The 18,856-nt window shown below is 38.9% G+C and carries 12 protein-coding genes; 7 read left to right on the top strand and 5 right to left on the bottom strand.

Annotation, left to right across the window (positions count from 1 at the left end):
• Nucleotides 1-2: 2 nt before the first annotated feature.
• From P9B04_RS23735 to P9B04_RS23750, 4 genes are all read left to right on the top strand, one after another.
• A complete protein-coding gene (locus P9B04_RS23735) occupies nt 3-1,202 on the top strand; it encodes a sugar ABC transporter substrate-binding protein (protein WP_342057425.1) in 1,200 nt (399 codons plus the stop codon).
• Between the two features lie 23 nt (nt 1,203-1,225).
• Nucleotides 1,226-2,590, top strand: a complete 1,365-nt coding sequence (locus tag P9B04_RS23740; RefSeq protein WP_342057426.1) for a mechanosensitive ion channel family protein — start codon at nt 1,226-1,228, stop codon at nt 2,588-2,590.
• Between the two features lie 132 nt (nt 2,591-2,722).
• Nucleotides 2,723-3,772 (top strand): leucine-rich repeat domain-containing protein, encoded by a 1,050-nt coding sequence (locus P9B04_RS23745; protein WP_342057427.1) that lies wholly within the window; start codon nt 2,723-2,725, stop codon nt 3,770-3,772.
• A gap of 114 nt (nt 3,773-3,886) precedes the next feature.
• Nucleotides 3,887-4,813, top strand: a complete 927-nt coding sequence (locus P9B04_RS23750; protein ID WP_342057428.1) for a tetratricopeptide repeat protein — start codon at nt 3,887-3,889, stop codon at nt 4,811-4,813.
• Nucleotides 4,814-4,815: 2 nt separating this feature from the next.
• On the opposite strand, the gene P9B04_RS23755 is transcribed toward P9B04_RS23750, so the two are convergent.
• From P9B04_RS23755 to P9B04_RS23765, 3 genes are all read right to left on the bottom strand, one after another.
• On the bottom strand, nt 4,816-5,223 hold the full coding sequence (locus P9B04_RS23755; protein WP_342057429.1) for a response regulator: 408 nt from the start codon (nt 5,221-5,223) through the stop codon (nt 4,816-4,818).
• A gap of 96 nt (nt 5,224-5,319) precedes the next feature.
• Complete coding sequence (locus P9B04_RS23760) at nt 5,320-6,156, bottom strand: alpha/beta fold hydrolase (RefSeq protein WP_342057430.1); 837 nt, start codon at nt 6,154-6,156, stop codon at nt 5,320-5,322.
• Complete coding sequence (locus P9B04_RS23765) at nt 6,157-6,993, bottom strand: inositol monophosphatase family protein (protein ID WP_342057431.1); 837 nt, start codon at nt 6,991-6,993, stop codon at nt 6,157-6,159.
• A 195-nt stretch (nt 6,994-7,188) separates the two neighbouring features.
• Between P9B04_RS23765 and P9B04_RS23770 the strand changes: the two genes are divergently transcribed.
• Nucleotides 7,189-13,137 (top strand): translocation/assembly module TamB domain-containing protein, encoded by a 5,949-nt coding sequence (locus P9B04_RS23770; protein ID WP_342057432.1) that lies wholly within the window; start codon nt 7,189-7,191, stop codon nt 13,135-13,137.
• Between the two features lie 60 nt (nt 13,138-13,197).
• On the opposite strand, the gene P9B04_RS23775 is transcribed toward P9B04_RS23770, so the two are convergent.
• Both P9B04_RS23775 and P9B04_RS23780 read right to left on the bottom strand, forming a co-directional pair.
• Nucleotides 13,198-15,036 (bottom strand): ABC transporter ATP-binding protein, encoded by a 1,839-nt coding sequence (locus P9B04_RS23775; protein ID WP_342057433.1) that lies wholly within the window; start codon nt 15,034-15,036, stop codon nt 13,198-13,200.
• A gap of 169 nt (nt 15,037-15,205) precedes the next feature.
• Nucleotides 15,206-16,300: a class I SAM-dependent methyltransferase gene (locus tag P9B04_RS23780; protein ID WP_342057434.1), complete on the bottom strand. Its 1,095-nt coding sequence runs from the start codon at nt 16,298-16,300 to the stop codon at nt 15,206-15,208.
• Nucleotides 16,301-16,821: 521 nt separating this feature from the next.
• Here P9B04_RS23780 and P9B04_RS23785 point away from each other — a divergent pair.
• Nucleotides 16,822-17,040: a DUF4327 family protein gene (locus tag P9B04_RS23785; RefSeq protein WP_342057435.1), complete on the top strand. Its 219-nt coding sequence runs from the start codon at nt 16,822-16,824 to the stop codon at nt 17,038-17,040.
• Nucleotides 17,041-17,177: 137 nt separating this feature from the next.
• Nucleotides 17,178-18,728, top strand: coding sequence for a bifunctional phosphoribosylaminoimidazolecarboxamide formyltransferase/IMP cyclohydrolase (gene purH, locus P9B04_RS23790; protein WP_342057436.1), 1,551 nt, complete (start codon nt 17,178-17,180; stop codon nt 18,726-18,728).
• Nucleotides 18,729-18,856 lie beyond the last annotated feature (128 nt).

Raw genomic sequence — 18,856 nt, forward strand, 5'->3', positions numbered from 1 at the left:
AACTGGTTTGCTCATTGCTGTTACTGTACCTCATAACTGTGGGAAATGCTATAAAAGCACCCCTAAAAGGAGAAATTCTAGTTTGGGCAGAAGTTCCCGTAGGACTTACGGAAGAACAAAGTGCTTATTTTCAAGAGACTGTTCGTGATGCTACAACACAGTTTGATAAACTCAATCCTGGTGTGACAGTATCTCTGAAATTTGTCTTACCCGACGAACAATTATCTGAGTTTAGTCGGGAAATTGCCAGAGGTGCCGGACCAGATATGTTTGCAGTTTCTTTAACCAACGGCAACATTGCCCCAATAATTCGTTCAGGGTATTTAGACAGCGTAAATGAGGAAGATTTTGACTTATCACAGTTTCGGCCAGAAACCCTAAAACAAGTTAGTTATAACGATAAACTTTACGCCGTACCTGTCCGTTTAGGAACCCAAGTTCTTTGTTACAACAAACAGAAAGTTAAAGAAACACCCAAAACCTTAGATGAGTTAATTCTGCAAGCTCGCCGCGGTTATTCAGTGGGATTACATTCTAATTTTCGGACTACTTTTTGGGGAACAGGTGCTTTTGGAGGACAATTATTTGATGAGTCGGAACGGGTTATTTTAGGGGAAAGTAAAGGTTGGGTTGAGTGGATGCAATGGCTAAAAAATGCTCAAAATGAACCTAATTTTTATCTGATTGAAGATGTTGAAACCCTACAAGAAGCGTTTATTCAAGGTAGGTTAACCTATATGGCTTGTTCATCTGGTTGGCTACCTTTATTAAGCGAAGCATTAGGAGCAAATAATTTAGGGGTTGCCTTATTACCTGGTCGAAAAAATCAACCAGCTACTCCTCCTCTATGGACGGTTGGTTTTATTTTTAACAAAGCTTCTAGTGAAAATCAACATCGATTATCCTTAAAACTTGCTCAGTTTTCAACTAATACTCAATATCAACAACAATTACAGGTTAAAGCAGCTTTTCTTATTCCCGTTAATAAAAATGCTAAGGTTGATGCTAGTTTGTTTCCCAAGCAAGCTGTATTATTTGAACAATCAAAAAATGGTATTATTGTCTCTTTAGATCAATTGGAAAAAAATCAGGCTATATTTGAATACGGTTCTGCTCTTTATCATCAAGTGATGGCTGGAGAAATGACCCCAGAAGATGCAGCTTTAAAAATGCAACAAGCAGTCAACAATCAATTTAATTAAAGTAAAAGTAGTGGGGAACATCAATGAATGATAAATTAATACTTAACCCTAGTTATTTTTGGGAAGAATGGTTAAAAACTATGGTGATTCTACAACGTCCTGCTGTTCAACTTCAACTGTTTACAATTATCATTTCTTTGGCGGTTATGTTTCTAATTTCCCAATGGATATGGCGCAAATTTCAACGGCGATTTCCTGAGATCAGCCAATTTGAAGAAAAAAATGAAAAATACTATCCTCAACAGTGTGCTGCAGCTTTGGTTTGCTATTTAATATTTCCAATCTTAAGTTTAATTACTATTGGCTCGCTACAATTTTTATTTTTAAAACAGGGATGGTTTGCTGGTTATTTAACGGATGCAATTGTTGTTTTATGGATTTACATATTTTATAGTATTTTTTTGGTTCTGCTTTATTCTCTATTAGAGCATAAAACAGTTGAACATTATCATTACCGTTTTTTTGCTCCTCTATTTCTAACTTTGATTATTCTCCACATCATCAATATACTGACCGATTTTGACACAATATTTAGTGTTTCCTTTTTTCGGTTGTTTGACCAGTCTGTAACTTTAGGTGATATTGTTGTCACTGTAGGAGGACTTTATTTTTGGATAACAGGATGTTCTCTGTTTGAAAAATTATTGATTTATCTTTTTTCTAAAGAAATACGCACGGATCAAAGGGCAGTTCAATCTATTTCTCTCGTGATGCGTTATTTTCTAATTGGGTTAGGAATCACTTTAATTTTTGGTTATGTGGGTATTAGTCCCACTGCCTTAGCTGCAATTACTGGGGGTTTATCTGTGGGTATTGGTTTCGGTTTAAAAGAAGTGATCAGTAACTTTATTAGTGGCTTATTTTTATTGTTTGAAGGTGCATTAAAACCCGATGATGTCATTAGTATCAATAATGAAATGAGTCAGGTTAAAAAATTTGGAATTCGGGCAACTACTGTACAAGTTGTTAGAGATAATTCCGAAAAAATCATTCCTAACCAAACCTTTTTTACCGAAGAAGTTACTACTTTTACCGGAAGCGATCCCCTAGTCTATCGCTCTGTTGTTGTTGGAGCAAACTATAACTGTGATCCTCAAGAAGTAATCAAAGTTTTATTAAAAGTTGCTGATAATAATCCCAATATTTTAGACTATCCTCGACCAGTGGCTTTTGCTCTTGAGTTTGGTGATTCTAGTATTAATTTTGAACTAAAATTTTGGCTAGATGACCCTTTAGTTACTAAACGAGTAACCAGTAGTTTAATTTGTGATATTTGGAGAGAATTTAAAAAGAGTAGTATTGAAATTCCTTATCCTCAAAGAGATTTACATATTATTAATGGTCTTGATGATAATAATCAGGAAGGGATTAATACTGTCAAACTGTGACAATATTCAATGCAATTTAGTACCTAGATCACTGAAAAATGTAAGCTTTTTTCTCCTATGATTTTCATGTTACACTGAGACGAACGGAGTTTACTTGTAATATTTTTGCTAACATATAGGGATATTTATGTGATGCTAAGTTTTAAGAAAATTATTTTCTCTTCTAAGATTATTCAATTTCTATTCGGGTTATTATTTTTTTTATTATTAAGTGAAATTTTTATAAGTTATACATCTTTAAACGCAACTACTAAGTTTACGGAATTATGTATAAATCAAGAGCAATTATCAGAAAAAACTCGCCATACAGTGTCAATCTTATTACAAAAAGCAAAGAATACAGATTGTGAAATAGCGACTCGTCATTTAGCAAAGTTAAAACAGTTAGATTTATCAGCACTAGAAATTGAAGACCTAACACCACTATCTTTTTTTCAAAACCTGACGGAATTATACATAGCTGATAATCAAATAACAGATATTACACCCCTTTCATCTTTGAAAAGAATTGAGAAATTAGAATTATCGAACAATAGAATTAAGGATATTACTGCTCTGAAGAATATGAAAGAATTAAAAACACTGTGGATGTGGAATAATCAAGTAAATAGTATCAAACCCTTAGAGAAATTAAAGAAGATTATCTATCTCTATCTACCTTTTAATAATATCGATGATATTAATCCCATCGCTTCCTCAAGAAACTTAGAGGTTGTGATCTTTGATAACAACAATATCTCTGATATTTCTGCTTTATCTCGTTTAAATAAATTAACTGGGGTTTCTTTACTCAAGAATAATGTCAAGGATATTAGTAGCCTAGAAAACCTGAAAGAATTGAAAGTTTTTATGGCTGCTGACAATCGTATTAATAACCTGATTTCCTTGCAAAAGTTATCAAAACTAACTGTATTAATCCTTGATAACAATTTAGTTAGTGATATCCATCCCTTATCTAACCTTATCAATTTAGAAAAAATATATTTATCTCATAATAATATTGTTGACATTACCCCCTTATCATTACTGAGTAAATTATCTTACATTCAACTTAATAATAATCAAATTCAAGATCCCTCCTCTCTCAACTTGTTAACTCAAGTGACCCATATAAATATTGCCAATAATCCACTTAATGACATAGAGTGTCCAGTAAAACCAGACTCGATTTGTAATTTTTAACTTTCTTATGAATAAGTAAATGCCATATACTGCTACATATAGCACCACTCAAGACACCCCTAGCCGCCCCTACAGCAACCCCCACCAATACTGCTACACTATAAAAGACGAGTAATGTTAAACAAACTTAGAGAACAAACTGTGTTTAAAGGTAATTGGTTACTTTCTTTATTAGTGGGTGTGGGAGTTTGGCAGTTTAACGTTCCTGCTATGGGACAAATGCTCCTACCTTATACCCCTCAACTAAATCCAGAACAACTCGAACAGCAGGGTTTAGAAGTCGCCGAAGAGGCTGCCCAATTGATTCGTTTTCAGCAACACGATTTAGCCTTAGCGAGGGCAAAACTGGCAACTCAGTTAGCTCCAAATAAATATCAACCTTGGTTTATATTGGGAACATTATATATTATCAAACAAGAGTTAGAACTAGGGGTCAATGCTTTAGAAAAAGCCCTTATCTTAGAACCAGAAGAGGTAGGTATTAAATTTACTTTGGGTAATGCTTATTTTCAACAAAAAAAATATCAACAAGCGGCCACAGAATTAGAAGAAGGACTAGAGATTAAACCCGATATTCCCTCTGCTCAATTTGATTTAGGAAATGCCTATTTTAAATTAGGCCGTATGACAGATGCAATAGCCGTTTATCAAGAAGCCATTAATCAAGAAGAGGGTTTCTGGCCCGCAGTCAATAATATTGGTTTGATTAAGTACGAACAAGGTGATATTCCATCAGCGATCGAACATTGGGAAAAGGCTTTAGAAATAGATTCTGAACAAGCAGAACCACTACTTGCGTTAGGGGTTGCTTTATATGTTCAAGGTAAAAAAGAACAGGGTCTTGAATTAGGAGAAACAGCCCTTCAATTAGATAGTAATTATGGGGAACTGCAACACTTAAAAGATAATCTTTGGGGAGAAAAATTAATGAAAGATACAGAAGTCTTCTTTACTACTCCTCAGATGCAATCTGTTCTTAGTCAACTACAACAGGAGTCCTCCAAGGAAATAAAAGATCAACAGCAAACAAGTGATAATTAAACTCAATTTTTTTGGTGGTTCTTGATGGTGGTTATTACCTGAGCAACAAACTGTTCATGATCCACAACCGGTTTAGAAATATAACCATCAGCCCCACTTTTTTTGAGGAAATCTTCCCGATCCCCTTCCATAGCGTGAGCAGTGACTAAAATGATGGGTAAATTAGCTGTTTTGGGGTTACTTTTGAGCAATTGAGTAATTCTGATCCCATCAACTGCTTCTCCTTGATAAACGCTATGGGATAGAGAAACGTCCATGAGAATGATATCCACTTCTCCTTGTTGAGCAATTTTCATTACTTCGTCTACGTTTTCTGTCCCTCTGACGGTTAAACCTCCTCGTTTGGTGAGAATTTTGGAGAACACACGAAGATTAATGGGATCATCTTCTACAATTAAAACTGTAGCCATGACTATCTATCTAACCTCTTTTTATTCTAGGTTGAAGAAAATTCTCACACTCCTAATTATTCTACCCAGATTGACTTCTGAAAATAGCAGGGTTCATTAATTGGACTGTGCTAAAAATGCTTGGACAGTTTCATTAAAGGGGGTGGGTTCTACTAAAAAAGCCCAATGGTTTCCAGGTACTTCGACAATTTTTAACTGTTTTAAATAGGTTTTATAGGGTTTAAGTTGCCAAGCTGTTCGATTAAGTCCTTTCTCGGGTTTAATGAATAGAATGGGAATATTTATATCTTGGGTTAGCCCTGCATATTTCATCACTTCTTCAAAAATTTCATCCCTAGCTTGTTTGATAAATTTACTACCCCATTTTCCTGCTTCTTTTTCTTCCATTCCTAACTTAAATACTTGCTGTTGTAAAGGAGTCCATCCTTGGTATTGCTTTAACCCTCGGGCTATATTTTCTGCTTCTTCATAGCTATCAAATGGCCCGATAACTTTCAAAAATGGTAAGGTTTTGTAGAGAATGGGAAATGTGATTTCAAACCATCCTGGCATTTTATCGATAAAAAAGGGATCGATTAAGACCAAATCTTTGAATCTTTCTGGTTGCTGTGTTGCCCAAATAGCTGCTAATTTTGCAGACCAAGAATGGGAGACAATATGGGCAGATTGCCAACCTAAATAGTCCATTAATTCGTTTAAATCATCTATATAATCTGTAAATTTATAACCTGCTTTTGGTTTACTACTATCTCCATGTCCCCGCAAATCTGGGGCAATAATATGATAATCTTCTGCTAAATAATCTCCCAAATTTGACCAAACAACGGCGTGATCAACTAACCCGTGTAACAATAATAATGGTTCTGTCCCTTTCTTCCATTCTAAGTAGGACAATTCAACATTTGATAACTGAATACTCTTCCTTTTCACCATCTATAAAATACATTCTACTAAGGGTTTAAATAAAGAGACATACTCTTGTCGATTAACCACCAAAGAAGGGATAGACTTGGAAGCATAATTTTCGCCAATTGTCAAGGGGAAAAGATCGGCATCTTTCAAGAAAATAAACTTTCCTCCTGCGGCTTGAACAATGACCCAAACTGCAGCAATGTCCCACACTTTCGGAGTGGCTTCTACCCCACCCACTGCAGCCCCAGAGGCAACTAATAGTAAATTATAACTTGCCACACCAATCATGCGAATTTTACAGGGAAAAGGCTTTTGCAGTACCTTTCTGCTACGGGCGCAAAGATTAAATAGATGGCTTTTGCTAGGGGTATCATGGGAGGTGGTAATAGGTTCACCGTCGCAATAAGCCCCAGTTGGTCCGTTTAACCCCGTTTCTCCGTACCAATAACCGTAGAAAGACTGTTTTAGGGGGGGGAGATAAACAAAGCCAAATACGGGGGTTCCACGATATGTTAAACCCAGGGAAATAGCCCAGATGGGAACACCTCTGGTAAAGTTGGTGGTTCCGTCAATGGGGTCAATTATCCAGCACCAGTCTTGTTCGGGAAAAATATGACTAGTTTCTTCTGTTAGGATACCATGAGTGGGAAATTGGGAGGCGATCGCCTCTCGAATGGTTTGGTCAGCCCAACGGTCAGCCGATGTAACCAAAGAACCGTCGTTTTTAGCGGTAGGAGTGAGTTTTCCTGCTTTTTCCAGCAAATTAGTGGCGATAGCTTCGGTTGTCTTTTGGCAGAAGCTTAAAACCTCAGACCAAAACTGTTCTTGATTATCCAAGGGTAAAACTCCCTGTTTCATAGTATCTTTTCAACCATAGAAGGCATAAGAGCATAAAGCAAGTCAGTTCTCGACTAAATTACCACGAAACTAGGTATACTCCCGTAAGTTGAAGAATTCCTATTAGATCATTTACCATCTAAGTGAGTATTATCCCGTAGTATAAGCATACTTGTGGGCAGTTGAATTCAGTAGGATGTATATCTAGAGGGAATTATGACTAACACGCCTCCTAACCCACCCCCAGATCCCTCAGAAGCTAATACTTCTGTGTTAACAAAACTGACTAACTTTCTCAAGAAACCTTCAACGCTGATCGTGGGTGGGGTGTTAACATCTTTGGGGGTTGTTACTTACGGAGGAGTTAATTATTTTGTCTATGAAAAGTTATCTCCTTTGTTGTCGGAACAGTTAACTAAAGTCTTAGAAAGAGAGGTTAAAGTTGGTGAGGTTGAGAGCTTTTCTCTCAATCATATTAGCTTGGGTGCATCTGCTATTCCTGCCACAGAAAAAGACCCTGATGGTGCTGATGTTAAGGGAATAAAGGTTGAGTTTAATGTTTTACCTTTATTGATTGGTCAACCCTTAGATATTGATATTACTATCGACGATCCTAATTTATACGTTGAACAAAACCCCTCTGGAAAGTGGTTAGATTTTCAAGAAAAAGAACAAGATGAAGATTTACCAGAACTGGATTTACCTATCGGTATCGATGTCGGCGTAAAGTTAAATAATGCTAATATTGCTTTGCTTCCCAATGGATTCGAGGAACTGGTTAAAATAGGGGCAAATGGAACTGCTGGCTATCAGTATCAATCGAAGGAAAATCAAGATATTAATTATGATTTGGATGTTGCTTTATTAGATAGTGCAATTCTTGTTAAAGGGGAAACCGACATAAAATCTTTTCAAACTCAAGCAGAATTAACCATATCTGAATTGGGTTTGCCCAAGTTAGCTGCGTTAATTCCTGATTTACCGATAGCTTTAAAGAGTGGTTTAGTTGAGAGTAATTTAAACATCAATGTACCATCCTTAGAAAACATCGAAGGCACAGAAGGAAACGGTAATTTTCAGGTATCAAATATCGAAGCAGGTTTAAAGCCTTTGAAAGTTCCTGTTAAGGTTGATTTGGGACTAAATTTTGTAGGTAAAAGTGTAAACTTTGAAGAGACTCGGTTAAGTCTGGGGGAATTTTCTACTGATGTTGAAGGTTCCCTAAACTGGCAAGATGGCTACGATATTGATATTAATGTTAATCCTTTTTTACTCAGAAATTTATCTAATATTTTAACAGCTAAATTACCCGTTAATTTGGCAGGGGAAATTGAAGGGAGAATTAAGTTAACAGGGGAGATCAAAAACCCGATTATAAATGGAACCATTAATAACAGTAAACCATTATTAGTTGAAAAAACACGCATCCAAGAACTAAAAACGGTTTTTCAAGCAAACTTAGATAAAATTAATCTCCAAGAATTTCAAATAAAACCAACAGTAGGAGGGAACATCTCAGCAAAAGGGAAAGTAGATTTAGGTATTCTAAAAGCTTTAGAAGAGAATAAAGCAATAAACTGGCAAAAAATTCCTGTTGCTTTAGAATTTACGGCTAACTTATTGGGAAATAAATTAGTCCAACCCTATTACCAATCACCCCAAAATGTTAGTGTAGGGAACCTGACAGCGAAAGGCCTAGTAGGAGGAACCCTATCAGAACCAAAAGGAAAAATAGAATGGTCAGCCCCAGATATTATCAGGGTTTCGGGGGAAGATATTTCAGGAAAAGGAGCAATCCTTTTGGGAGGAAAAGATATCTTAATTGAAGATACGGTGTTAACCTCTGCTGAAGGCAACATTACCGTTAAAGGATTAGGAAATATCGAAAAAAAACAATGGCAAACTTTAATTACGGCTAATAGATTTTCTCTCGATCCCTTTGTTAACTTGGGTTGTTCATTGATCACCTGTCCAGATGAAGTTGTCAGCCAACCTGTTACCCTGTCTAGTGGGAATATTAATGTTAGTGGAAAACTAGATGACTTTGCCCTGGAAAGTATTCAAAGTCGGGGGAACCTGCTGTTGCAGGTGGGACAAGGTGCGATCGCTGTCGATACCGCTTTATCTCAAGGCAACATTACAGGAGTAGCTTCAGTATCCGGTTTACCCCTTGATCCCTACATTCCTAACTTGGCGGTTCCGGTTCAACTCAGTAGAAGCAACATCAATCTCTCGGGTTCCCTCACCAATATCTTTCGAGGGGGACAACTAAACATTAATCGTCTGGATGTTAACGGTAACGCCCAGTTAATCGTCAATGGTAGTCCCATTAACGCCAACATAGAAGTAGGGAACGGTATTTTAACCACCATCGCTCAAGTGGGAACCATTCCCCTTAACCCCATCGTTCCCAACCTGCCGGTACAATCTACTTTGGTTAGTAGTGATCTGGTTTTGACGGGAAACCTCAACTCCTTACTTTCATCCTTGGGAAACACCCCAGATATTAGTAGTTTTCGGGGCAACGCCGATGTACAGTTAACCGTAGATGGCAGTCCCGTTCGAGTAGTGGGTAACTTAGGCAGTTCTCAAGTACGGGGTGTAGTGGATCTATCTACCCTATCCTTAGATAAGATTGTACCCAACCTCCCTGTTGACGTTCAATTGGTGGATGGACAAGCGATCGTCTCCAGCGACGTACTCCCCCTAATTTCCACTCAACCGGATCTAAGTACCGCTCAAGCTACCGTTAACCTGGAACTGGCAACCGCCGACGGAACCATCGATACCCAAACCCGTCTGCAAAACAATCAATGGGCTACCGAAGTCATAGCATCCAACCTCAAACCTAACCTCATTCTGAGCCAAATCGTCCCAGAACTGCCCAAAGTCGATATTGATGCCTTAAACGCTCAAATTTCCCTTTCAGGAACCCTATCGAGCCTTTTCGCCGAAAATGCTATTTTACCCATCAACGCCAACAATATCACCGTTGAAGCCAACGGGCAAAGCCTAAACGCCAAAGGAAATATTCTTGTAACTAACCCCCTTACCTCCCCCGATGCGGAGGTTAACCTTGCCGTCCAAGCTACCTCCACCCTAGATGACCTACCCCTGACCCAACTCATTTCCCTAATTCCTCTGCAACGGGACTTGTTACCCGAAGAACTACAACTGCAAGGGGTGGGAACCTTTGCAGGAACCGTCACGGGGCAAAACCTCCTTACAGCCCCCACTATGCCTGGCAATATTAGGCTGATAGGGGACTTAACTGTACGCAACCTTGTCTTTAACGATCGCATCTTTGAACCCCTTCTAACTGGTAAAGTTAACGCAACTTTAGGAGAAACCATCGCCCTAGATTTGAGAGGTAAAGAAGATATTATTGCTGCATCCTTGCAACCCTGTACCCGTCAAGACTGTCCTGCTCCCTATTTACCAGTGGCTTTTGAACTACGGCAACGAGCAGGGGATCAACAACCCATCGCCATAAGCGGTAGACTACGGGGGGATCAATTGGTGGCCAAAATAGAACAAATTCCTCTAGATATCCTAAAAATTGCTCCAGGAGGTAACTTCGGTATTCCTGGGTTTTTATCAGGAGACGTACAAACGGAAGTGGTGATCAACCCCTACACCCTAGAAGGAAAGGGAAGATTGGTGATCGATAAACCCAGTATCGGTTTTGTGGAAGCCACTCAGTTAACAGCAGATGTTATTTATCGAGACAACGTTGCCAGGTTAGAAAACGCCACCCTTGGTTTAGGCCAAAGCTTATACGCAGTGCAAGGCTCCCTGGACTTGGAATCTGGGGATATTACTGGACGACTTAATATCGAGGAAGGTCGCTTACAGGATCTCTTCATTGCCCTCAAACTGTCCAATGTAGAAAGATTATTGGACTTATTGAAGATTAAACCCATTGACTACCAAAACGCCGCCGCTATCCCCCCTCAGTCTGTGGGGGATGCCAACGGTAACATTGGCGATCAAGTGAACCTATTAGCTGTCATCGACCAAAGAATCCGACAATTAGCCGATGAACGGGAAAAGGGAGGGGTTCCCACGGAACTAGACTTGCGAGGTTCTTTTGACACAGAAATTCTCTTAGGAGGCACTATCTATCGCCCCAACATCAGCGTTGCTCTCACTGGTAAAGGTTGGGAATGGCATCCCCAAGCACCCTATGCAGATATCATAGAACCGGTGGGGTTAGTGATCAGAGATGTATCTTTTATTCCTATCAATGAGGTTGTTCTCAAAGCGGACTTGACTAACAACGCTTTGACCATAGATAGGGCTGCTATTCAAGTCAACAAAACCCGACTAGCATTAGAAGGGGAATTTTCCTTACAAAAGATTGCTGCCAACTGGCAAGTTGACTATTTTTCCCTGGCAACTATCAATGATTTTGTCAAAGTTCCTCTGGACGCAACCGGGGCATTAAACGCGTCGGGAACCATTAGTGGAAGTCCCTTTCAACCCCAACTAGAAGGACAGTTTGCGTTAGTAGATACCACTTTTCAAGGAAGACCTTTGGGTGCTAATCTTGCCGGACAATTTAGTTACCAAGGCCAACGGTTTCAACTAGCTACCACAGAGGATTCTATTGTGGCGGCTTCTGTTGATGTTCCCTTTCCCATTTACACCGATAACGATAACTTCGCCATCAATTTTAACTTAGATACAGAAGCCTTAAAATTAGTAAGTGTGTTGACAGGTGAACAAATTTTCCTAACCGGAGGAGAAGGGGAAATTAATGCTCAAGCCAGTGGAAATATAAACTTATCGGAAGGTTTACTAGTTTCTAACTTAAACGCAGGGGGAACTATTACCTTAAACGAAACAATTTTCCAGAGTGCAGCCCTACCTCAACCTTTAACTGTGAGCGGAACCGTTGCTATTGACGAGCAAGGGATTAACGTAGAACAAATAGAGGGTAACTTTGCTAATAGCACCCTCAATATTGCTGGTGTTTTACCCTTATTTCAACCACGGAATGGTATAGAAAATCCCCTCACTGTTGTCATAGAACAGGGAGAAATTAACCTACAAGGGTTATATCAAGGGTTGGTGGACGGCACAATTAACGTTACTGGTTCTGCTATTCAGCCGGTGGTAGGAGGGGACGTAAAACTAGCTAATGGCAGGGTGTTTATTCCTGTCAAAATACAAAGTAGAGAAGGAATTGTTAATGAGATTAATCAATGGGTTTTGCCAACAAATCGTAATCAAGTAGCCAGCAATCAACCTATTCCATTTATGCCTAAATTGGATGATTTTGCAGTCAATCTAGATAACTTATTCATAGAATTTTTACCTTTCTTTAGGTTTGATTTCGGGGGTAATATTACCGTTAACGGTGCTATTAATGATTTAACTGCCCTGCAACCCCAAGGAGAAGTTGTTGTAACAAGAGGGTTGATCAATTTCTTAGAAACTCGCTTTTTTATCGAACGTCGTACACCAAATACAATTGTATTTACTCCCGATCAAGGCCTATTAAACCCCACACTTAATTTAGGGATGAGGACAATTGTTTCAGAAGTTCCTGATACTAGCAAAAACTTCCGTGCAGGGGACACCACAGAAATTCCTGATGATAGTCTTAATAAAGTGCAACGGGTTGACATTAACTTAGGTCTAGTTGGGCCTCTTTCTCAACTGCTTCCCAACTTAGGGCGAGAAGGATACGAAGTTTGTCAATTACAAGATCCCCTAAAACCGATTCAAACCACAACTCGTTTGTCTCAAGAAGATTTGGATCAGGTTAGTACCTGTTTACAAACTTTAGCCAATCAAGGAAGTACAAGCGAACAGCTATTAAGTAATCCTGTGATTAACTTAACCAGCAGTCCTCCAAGAAGTCAAGGGCAAATTGTTCGTTTACTTGGAGAACAAGTGTTTGTCTTAGCAGAAGCTTTACAAGGACAAAGTACAGAACAATTAATTCAATTTGGAATCGTTCAATTGGCTTTACCTATGGTCTTTCAAACCCTGATTTATGATGCGGAAACTGCCGTCAGCGAAACCATAAACAGTACGGATTTTCGTATCGTTCCTTTCTTAGAAACAATCTACGAAGTAGAAGATAAAGGCTTTGTTCGTTTGTCTTACGATTACGCTTTCAATGAGTTTCGTGTTAGGTACGAAAAGCGATTTTAAGTTGATGTTGAGGAGAATTATCTTATCCTCTCAAAAAAGATTTAACTCCTAACACCGAACTCAGGTTACTTGGTTATATCCCATCATTTGTAGTTGATATAAACCGTAGTACAAACCCTTTTGATCGATTAACTGTTGATGGTTTCCTGACTCGATAATCATCCCTTCTTTCAAAACAAAAATTCTGTCTACGTCTCGAATAGTCGATAAGCGATGGGCGATAATAACCGCAGTTCTATCGATTAATAATTTTTCTAAGGCTTCTTGAATTAATGCTTCGGTTTGCACGTCTAAACTAGCGGTTGCTTCGTCTAAAACTAAAATGTTAGGGTTGCGTATTGCTACTCTAGCAAAGGCTAGTAATTGTTTTTGTCCCCCCGATAAATTGGTTCCTCTCTCCCGCAATTGGGTATGATAACCTTGGGGTAATTCTTCTATTAAATGATCGATATTAGTTAGTTTGGCTGCTTTTTGTACCTCTTCTAAGGAATAATTTTCCCCTAAAGTAATATTTCGTTTCACATCCCCTGCAAAGAGAAAACTTTCCTGTAAAACCATCCCTACATATTGTCTCAACTCTTTTTTAGAAATATCTCGAATGTCTACCCCATCAATAAGAATTCTTCCTTTTGTGGGTTCATGAAGACGAGAAAGAAGACGGATAATCGAGCTTTTTCCTGCACCCGTTGGACCAACTAAAGCTACCTTTTCCCCAGGAGAAATCTTAAAGTTTAAATCTTTGAGAACAAACTCATTAGGCTTGTAGCCAAACCAAACACCCTCAAAACAAATTTCTCCGATTCTATCTTGGTATTTCCTGCTCTCTAAAAACTGAATATTTTTATCGCTTTCCTTAATTTCAATAGGTTCGTTCATTAATTCTGTAATCCGTTCAATAGCTGTCAAACCTGCCTGAAACATGGTAAATTTATCCGCAAATTGGCGCAACGGGTTAAAAAGACTTTGAGCGTATAAAATAAAGGTTGATAAAATTCCAAAATCAATAGTATCTTTAATAATAAAATTTCCTCCCAAGCCAAGCACTCCAGCTATCGCTACTAAACTAACCCATTCCAATGTGGCAGAAACCGCCGAATCATGAAAAATAGTTTTATCTGTAGCCTGACGATAGTCATTATTAACCACACGAAATAACTCGCTATTAAACTGTTCTCGTCTAAATAACTGAACTACATTGATTCCTGCTAAATTTTCTTGCAATATAGAGTTCAATTCTGATAACTTTTCTCTCGCCTGATAATTAGCGATACGATATTGTCCTTGAAAATAGACGATTAACACTGTAATAAATAACAACATTAATACTAACATCAAAGCTAGTTGTGCCTGAACCGTAAACATAGTAACAATGATGAATAGGATGTATATAGCATCACTAACAACTCCGATGGCTCCACTAGCAAAAACATCTCCCAATGCTTCAACATCGCTGGTTAAACGAGTAATTAAACGCCCCACGGGGGTTCGATTAAAAAAATTAATTCCTAAAGAAGTAACATGAGCAAATAAATCATCCCTGATGGCTGCGGTAATATTTTGTCCCAGTTTCTGAACAATAAAGCCTTGAGAAGATGTACAAACTAAACGGACAATAATTGTTACTAATAATAAAATAACTAAAAATTGTAGCCCTTTTTCTAGGGATAACTCCTCTAATAAAGGCCAAGTAGTTTCCTGACGCAACAATGAAACTGCTTGTCCAATAATTAAAGGCTGGATTGCCCCTGCGATGGATAAAGGTAACAAGAGGCTAACTGAAAGCAATAATAAGCGAGGATAACGACGAATATAGGGGATTAACTTGAGAACTAACCGCCGATCATCTTTTCTTGAATGCTTGACAGATTGGTTAAACTGCGGATTGGGAGAAACAGCCATAGGAAAGTGATAAAAATACTAATAATTGTTACTTAACTTAACAATTATAAAATAGCACCAAAATAGCCTCGAAATCAATTTCGAGGCTTATATATAAGGTTAGGTTAGTTGCGCTCAAAGGTTAGAGATATATTTTTTGATATTATCTTCTGGCAAACTCCCCATTATTCTACTCCGACTTACGAGCAACCCAATACTTACTGACAAAATGTAATTGAGTTTCCATTAATTCAAAGCCAGCTTTTTCTAATCTTTCCCCTAAATCATCTCGAATATAATCTTGATAATAGGGTTCGTGGAACATAGCAGAAAAATTGCTTAGCATCCCTTCAAACTCAGGAAAGTCTGGTAACTGGATGGAATCACAAATTACAAAAGTTCCTCCTGGTTTTGTTACTCGAAAACACTCATCAATGACTTTTTGACGGGCAAACCCAGGCAATTCATGAAAGAGAAAAACACAACTGACTCCTTGAAAGAAGCTATCAGGATGGGGTAAATCTTCCGCATTGGACTGGGTTAGTTGAGGGAGTTCTCGAGGGTTTTCTGAGAGCAGTTGGTTAGCTTTACGCAAATAGGCAGGGGATAAATCAACCCCGAATAAAGAAGCTTTGGGAAAAGCCGCCCTAAGTCCTCTTAGAGTTCGTCCAGTTCCGCAAGCAACGTCTAACACCTTGATTTGATAGTCTGGTACGGAAGAAAAAGCTTTTAATCCCTCTTTTAACGGGGCAAGAATACGACGACGCATACTGTCAGCTACCCCATTAAAAAGAAGGTCTACTTGTATGTCGTAAAGATTCGCCGACAAATCGCTGAGATAACCGTCGGTTTGATAATGAAAGTTCTGTAAATAGTAACGAGGATAACCTTCTTTTTCGATATTATCTGCAAAAGCTTGATATTCTTTTCGTTGCAATCTTGCCCAAATTTTGGGTAAGTCTAGCCAAATTTCAGGGTAATAGCGAAGGAAATCTGGTAAAAAACTATCGAATAAAATTTCCACAGGATAAACACCTTTCTGGCTATCTTCCCAATCTATTTCACATAGTTGATTCCGATTTTCCTGCAATTTTAATAACAGGTCTGGAGACAGGGGAAAAGGGACACTTTCACGGCTGGGAATAGCGGCATCTGTCAAACTATCGCTAATAGTTTTGTGTGCTAAACTAAACACGCTTTTACCTTGTTGAAAGCCTTGATAAGCCAACTTGGTAAGGGTTTCAGAAAACGATGATAATAAATCTGGATTGGAAGTGGATTGCATTGAAAAGAGATTGTGGTAACGAGATGAATTATTAAAAATTTTTTTTTAGTATATCTAATCCAAAATATTAGATCAAGGTAGATGGCAATCTTTTCCTACAACTTTCTTGATTCTTAAGGAGCAAATTGCCTGTTACCTGAGTTAGATAGAAGAAAATTTAAAGACTTAATAGCGAACACCGAACACCGAATACCCAAACAAGGTTGTTTAAATCAAAATAACTGTTAAAAACTCTAACATCCTCACTGCTATTACAGAAATCAATGGATTAGGATAATAACAATCCGTTTCTGCCTGAATAATTCTGTTTAATCTAACTTTAATTAAGTCTTAATATTTTTATCTTTGGTAAAATGTTACAATGGCTACGGTGTGGGACTAAAATAATACTCGCAAGGGATTACAAGGCTACTTGTATGGGTTAATAGCCCCGAGTTCATTCTAATTTATTCTTTTTTTATAGACCCATATAACCAAAATTAAAGCACAATCACGGTTAACAAGCAAGGAGGGACTCATTCATGTTAATGACAAGGTACACCATAGAATACATTAAAGATGAGGCTCGCCATTTAGTAGAACAGGGGAGAATAGATAGACAGCAAAGAATATACACTTTGTGTCAATATCTTCCCTCAGGGCAATGGTGTTGCATCGAAACAGAGTTAGAAAGAAATGACTTTTTGCTCAGAGATCACATTGCCGACTTGATTTCCGCCCAGGAATGGACTAACGACTAGTGGTTCCACCCAAGATCCATCCTCTTTAAGCAGAGGTAGCACTTTTTTACTATCGTTAATATTTATTTTAGCTCATACCAAGCTGATCCGTATGATAATAGGGCTAACTGGATGTTTAGTTAAGAGATAATAGCCCAATGGCACCGTTAGCCCTACTGAGTGTATCGAATAAGACGGGAATTGTTGAATTAGCTCGTCAATTGGTCAATGACTTTGGTTTTGAATTAATCAGTAGCGGGGGAACGGCTAAAACCCTACAAGAAGCCGGACTAACAGTGACTAAGGTTAGCGATTATACGGGTTCCCCAGAAATTTTAGGAGGTAGGGTCAAAACCCTTCATCCTCGTATTCATGGTGGTATCTTATCCCGTAGGGATCTGCCCCAAGATGTGGAAGACATGGAGAGTAATGATATCCGTCCCATAGATTTAGTTGTAGTTAACCTTTACCCTTTTGAAGAAACCATCGCTCAACCAGATGTAACCGTAGCCCAAGCCATCGAAAAAATAGATATTGGTGGGCCAACATTACTGCGAGCATCGGCTAAAAACTTTGCCCATGTTACGGTTTTATCTAATCCTAAATACTACGAAAGTTACTTACAAGAATTGAAGGATAGTAAAGGAGAAGTTTCCTTAAATTTCCGCCAAAAAATGGCAGGAGAAACCTTTGCCTTAACCAACGCCTACGACGGTGCCATCAGCGATTATTTTGCCAGTCTCCCCAGGGAAGAAACTACCGCCTTACCCAGTCGTTACACCGTTGCTGGAACCGCCTTTCAAACCCTACGTTACGGAGAAAACCCCCATCAAACTGCCACCTGGTATCAACGGGGAACCAAGGCTACAGGATGGACAGCAGCCACGCAAATACAAGGAAAAGAACTCAGTTACAACAATCTGGTGGACTTAGAAGCAGCCAGACGCATTATTGCTGAATTTGACCCCCAAGAACCAGCCGCAGCGGTGCTGAAGCATACTAACCCCTGTGGAGTAGCTGTGGGTGCCAGTTTAGCAGAAGCCTACGAAAAAGCCTTTAATGCCGACTCTATCTCAGCCTTTGGGGGAATCGTCGCCTTAAACCAACCCTTGGACGGAGAAACCGCCGAAAAACTCACTAACACTTTTCTCGAATGCGTAGTAACCCCCGATTGCACCGAATCAGCTAAAGAGATTATTAGTAAAAAGGCTAAAGTTCGGGTGCTTTTATTGTCTGATCTCACCGCAGGACCGAAACAAACCGTAAAAGCTATTGCCGGGGGTTTATTGGTACAAGATTCTGACGATGCAGTGGATGTGTCGGATAATTGGGAAGTGGTCACCGAAAAACAACCCACTGCTGAACAACTGGCCGAGTTATTATTTGCCTGGAAAGTGGCTAAGCACGTCAAATCCAACGCAATTGTTGTTACTAAAAACCGAACAACTTTGGGCATTGGTGCCGGTCAAATGAATCGGGTTGGTGCTGTAAAAATTGCCCTAGAAGAAGCAGGAGAAGACAGTAACGGAGGATATCTTGCTAGTGATGGTTTCTTCCCCTTCGATGACTCTGTACGCACTGCGGCTGCCGCAGGAATAAAAGCGATCGTTCAACCAGGGGGATCACTACGAGATAAGGACTCCATTGCGGCAGCCAATGAACTAGGGTTAGTGATGGTGTTAACCAAAATGCGTCATTTTCTGCATTAATTCTAACGGTTTCTTCTAGTGGGACTTTAGCTAGAATCTAGACTAAAACTTGCGCTAATATAGATGAAATAAGTGTTTTAGGTTGATAGCGATCGCTAATTTCCCATGAGAGAAACAATTTCAACGGC

The organism is Crocosphaera sp. Alani8, assembly GCF_038442745.1.
Classification (GTDB): Bacteria; Cyanobacteriota; Cyanobacteriia; order Cyanobacteriales; family Microcystaceae; genus Crocosphaera.

Excerpts from the sequence above, each read along its gene's own strand:
- P9B04_RS23785 (WP_342057435.1), top strand. The coding sequence starts at position 16,822 with ATGTTAATGACAAGGTACACCATAGAATACATTAAAGATGAGGCTCGC.
- P9B04_RS23775 (WP_342057433.1), bottom strand. The coding sequence starts at position 15,036 with ATGGCTGTTTCTCCCAATCCGCAGTTTAACCAATCTGTCAAGCATTCA.
- purH (WP_342057436.1), top strand. The coding sequence starts at position 17,178 with ATGGCACCGTTAGCCCTACTGAGTGTATCGAATAAGACGGGAATTGTT.
- P9B04_RS23765 (WP_342057431.1), bottom strand. The coding sequence starts at position 6,993 with ATGAAACAGGGAGTTTTACCCTTGGATAATCAAGAACAGTTTTGGTCT.
- P9B04_RS23760 (WP_342057430.1), bottom strand. The coding sequence starts at position 6,156 with ATGGTGAAAAGGAAGAGTATTCAGTTATCAAATGTTGAATTGTCCTAC.
- P9B04_RS23770 (WP_342057432.1), top strand. The coding sequence starts at position 7,189 with ATGACTAACACGCCTCCTAACCCACCCCCAGATCCCTCAGAAGCTAAT.
- P9B04_RS23780 (WP_342057434.1), bottom strand. The coding sequence starts at position 16,300 with ATGCAATCCACTTCCAATCCAGATTTATTATCATCGTTTTCTGAAACC.
- P9B04_RS23755 (WP_342057429.1), bottom strand. The coding sequence starts at position 5,223 with ATGGCTACAGTTTTAATTGTAGAAGATGATCCCATTAATCTTCGTGTG.
- P9B04_RS23740 (WP_342057426.1), top strand. The coding sequence starts at position 1,226 with ATGAATGATAAATTAATACTTAACCCTAGTTATTTTTGGGAAGAATGG.
- P9B04_RS23750 (WP_342057428.1), top strand. The coding sequence starts at position 3,887 with ATGTTAAACAAACTTAGAGAACAAACTGTGTTTAAAGGTAATTGGTTA.
- P9B04_RS23745 (WP_342057427.1), top strand. The coding sequence starts at position 2,723 with ATGCTAAGTTTTAAGAAAATTATTTTCTCTTCTAAGATTATTCAATTT.